Raw genomic sequence first — 3,049 nt, 5'->3', positions numbered from 1 at the left:
ATATGGCGCCACTGCGCCAGCGGAAGACCGGGAGACAGCGTCAGCGCGGTGCGCCGGGGCGTCATCCGGGCATCCGGTGCGAGCCGCGCCCGGCCCTCGACCGCCGACTGTGCCGCCTGCTCGACCCCGCGCCCCGCTCGCCCTGCAGATGTGCGCAACTCATCGCCCCCTTGATCACTCGCTCATCCTCCACTTCGGGTGGTCTCGGCGAGGTAACAAAACCGGACGAACGAGCCGCGGAGCACCTCTTCCCGCCCTGTGGCCCTGTGTGACAACGGAGTTACCCGCTCCCCTGTCTACTGGTCGCACAGCTCTCAGTCCCGCGAGCAGACACAGGAGGCCCCATGGCCACCGCTAGCCGGCGCTGCGCCGAATGCGACGCAGAGTTCGCCTGGACCAGCAGGAATCCCACCCGCAGGTTCTGCGCCCCTGGCTGCCGGGCCCGGTGGTGGCGGGCGCAGCAGCTGCGGGCCGCCGAGGCGCCGGAGCCTGCGGAGGTCCCGTACGCCGCCGAGCCCGGCGCCGGCCTGGGCGCCTTCCACGAGTGCCCCAACTGCGGCGAGCACCTCACAGTCATCAACCTGCTTATCCCCGAGGCCCGTTGACGCGGGCCCGCCATGCCCATGTCCAAACAGTCGGTTCTGTCACTTGGACAGCACTCCGGGCATTCTTGGCGAGGCATCCGAGCGCCGTTTACGGAGGGGACGACACATGAGACGCGCGTGGTGGGTGGTCGCCGGGCTGGTGACCGCGCTGGCCGTGCCGCCCGGCGCGGCTAGCGCCAAGCACGGCGCAAGCCCGCAGATCCAGTCGCTGGACGGCAGCGGCAACAATCGGGCGCATCCGGACTGGGGCCGGGCCGACAGCCCGTATGCGCGCTTGACCGCCCCGAATTACGCCGACGGGCACAGCGCCCCCGCCGCCGGGCCCGACCCTCGCTACGTCAGCAACCGCATCTTCGGCGACGAGGAGGTCCTGGGGGGCAACGACGTACCCGCGGTGAACATCTTTTCCGAGCGCCAGGTCAGCCAGTGGGGCTGGGCCTGGGCCCAGTTCCTCGACCACACCTTCGCGCTGCGCCTCGGCGAGCAGGCCAGTGACCCGCAGGGCGAGCGGGAGGACATGAAGGGCGACGGAAGCGATCCGCTGGAGCTGATATCCGGCAAGCACTATCTGCCGTTCGTACGATCCAGGCCGGCCGACGGCACCGGCGTGACCAACGCGCGCCAGCAGGTCAACATGCAGAGCTCCTACCTCGACGCCTCCGGCGTCTATGGCACCAAGAACACCCGCCTTGACTGGCTCCGGCAGGGCCCGGCGGACGGCAATGTGGCCAACAACGGGGCGAAGCTGCTGCTGCCTGACGGCTACCTGCCCCGCCGCGACGCACGAGGCGATGCCTCGAACGCGCCCGCCACGGACATCGACGGCCAGCTCCACGCCGATCCGGCCAGCGCGGCGGTCGCCGGGGATGTACGGGTGAACAACAACATCGCGGTGACCGCGGTCCAGACGCTGTTCGCCAGGGAACACAACAGGATCGTCGACGCGCTGCCCGCCTCGCTCGGTGAAGAGAAGCGGTTCCAGATCGCCCGGCGGGTGGTGATCAGCGAGATCCAGTACATCACCTACCGCGAGTTCCTGCCCGCCATGGGGATCGATCTGCCGCGCTACCGGGGCTACGACCCGAAGGTGAACACCACGCTGTCCAACGAGTTCGCCGCCACCGGCTACCGGGCGCACAGCATGATCCACGGCGGGTTCTCCGTCACCCAGCCCGCCGACCGCTACACGCCGGCCCAACTGGACGCGTTCCGGGCCGCGGGACTGCCCGCCTTCCTCACCAACGACGGCAAGGTGGTCATCGAGGTCGACATGGTGCACACCCGCGACAACCCCTCGCTGGTCAAGGGCCTGGGTCTTGGCCCGACGCTGCAGACCATCGGGGAGCGGGCGCAATACCGCAACGACGAGACGGTCGACCACCTGCTGCGCAGCGTGCTGTGCGGGCCGCAGAACGCCGACCCGAAGTGCGTCTTCGACCTCGGCGCGACCGACCTGGCCCGCAGCCGCGACCACGGCATGCCGTCGTACAACTCCATGCGCCGGGCCTACGGCCTCCCGCCCGCCCGGTCGTTCACCGACATCACCGGCGAGACCACCGACGCCTTCCCCAAGGACCCCGAACTCACCCCCGGCAACGAGATCAACGACCCGGACAGCACCGACTTCACCAATATCACCAACCTCTTCGGCAGCAAGGTCGGCCACCGCAACGACCCGCGCGACCACTCCACCGTCAGCTACACCAAGCGGACCACGCTCGCCGCCCGGCTCAAGGCGATCTACGGCTCGGTCGACCGGGTGGACGCCTACGTGGGCATGCAGTCGGAACCGCACCTGAAGGGCTCGGAGTTCGGCCAGCTGCAGCGCTCCATGTGGGCGCAAGAGTTCGGGCGGCTGCGCGACGGCGACCGGTTCTTCTACGGCAACCAGGCCGGCACCCTGAAGGCAATCTCCAAGAAGTACGGCATCGACTTCCGCCACAACCTGGGCGACCTCATCGCGGCCAACACCGACATCAAGCGCACCGAGCTGTCCGGCACGGTCTTCTTCCCCCGCGGCGAGGTGCCGGCCGGCTCCTGCCGTGTGAGCTACGCCGCGGAGCCGAAGGCCAGCGGCGGGTTCACCGGCACCATGAAGATCAAGAACACCGGGCGGACGCCGCTCACCGCCTGGTCCGTGCGCTTCCGCTACGCCGACGGCCAGCAGATCAAGCAGTCGGAGGGCGCCGAGGCCGTCCAGAACGGCACCGACGTCGCCCTGCAGAGCCCCGGCCCGGACAGCGCCCTGGCCCCCGGCCAGACCCGCCGGGTGTCCTTCACCGGCACCCTGCCCGGAACCAACAGCACCCCGTCCGCCTTCAACCTCAACACCACCGGGTGCGCCACCTGATACCGGCAATCCATCATTGAGCCATTGCTGCCCCAGCCGGGTCCGAAGCTGGCTGAGGGCAGCCCCCGGAGCGACGCGACGACATCCCCGAGGC

General features: G+C 69.6%; 2 protein-coding genes. Both read left to right on the top strand.

The features are described 5' to 3' along the window. Nucleotides 1-344: 344 nt before the first annotated feature. Nucleotides 345-605, top strand: coding sequence for a hypothetical protein (locus ACQKIP_RS43905; RefSeq protein ID WP_365862073.1), 261 nt, complete (start codon nt 345-347; stop codon nt 603-605). Nucleotides 606-711: 106 nt separating this feature from the next. After that, nucleotides 712-2,955, top strand: a complete 2,244-nt coding sequence (locus ACQKIP_RS43900; protein WP_365862075.1) for a peroxidase family protein — start codon at nt 712-714, stop codon at nt 2,953-2,955. Nucleotides 2,956-3,049 lie beyond the last annotated feature (94 nt).

It is taken from the genome of Streptomyces sp. NPDC059900 (genome assembly GCF_050270335.1).
Classification (GTDB): domain Bacteria; phylum Actinomycetota; class Actinomycetes; order Streptomycetales; family Streptomycetaceae; genus Streptomyces.
This window is presented reverse-complemented; position numbering and strand designations above follow the sequence as displayed.

Bases quoted from the DNA above. Each gene is read 5' to 3' on its own strand.
- ACQKIP_RS43905 (WP_365862073.1), top strand. From the start codon at position 345: ATGGCCACCGCTAGCCGGCGCTGCGCCGAATGCGACGCAGAGTTCGCC.
- ACQKIP_RS43900 (WP_365862075.1), top strand. From the start codon at position 712: ATGAGACGCGCGTGGTGGGTGGTCGCCGGGCTGGTGACCGCGCTGGCC.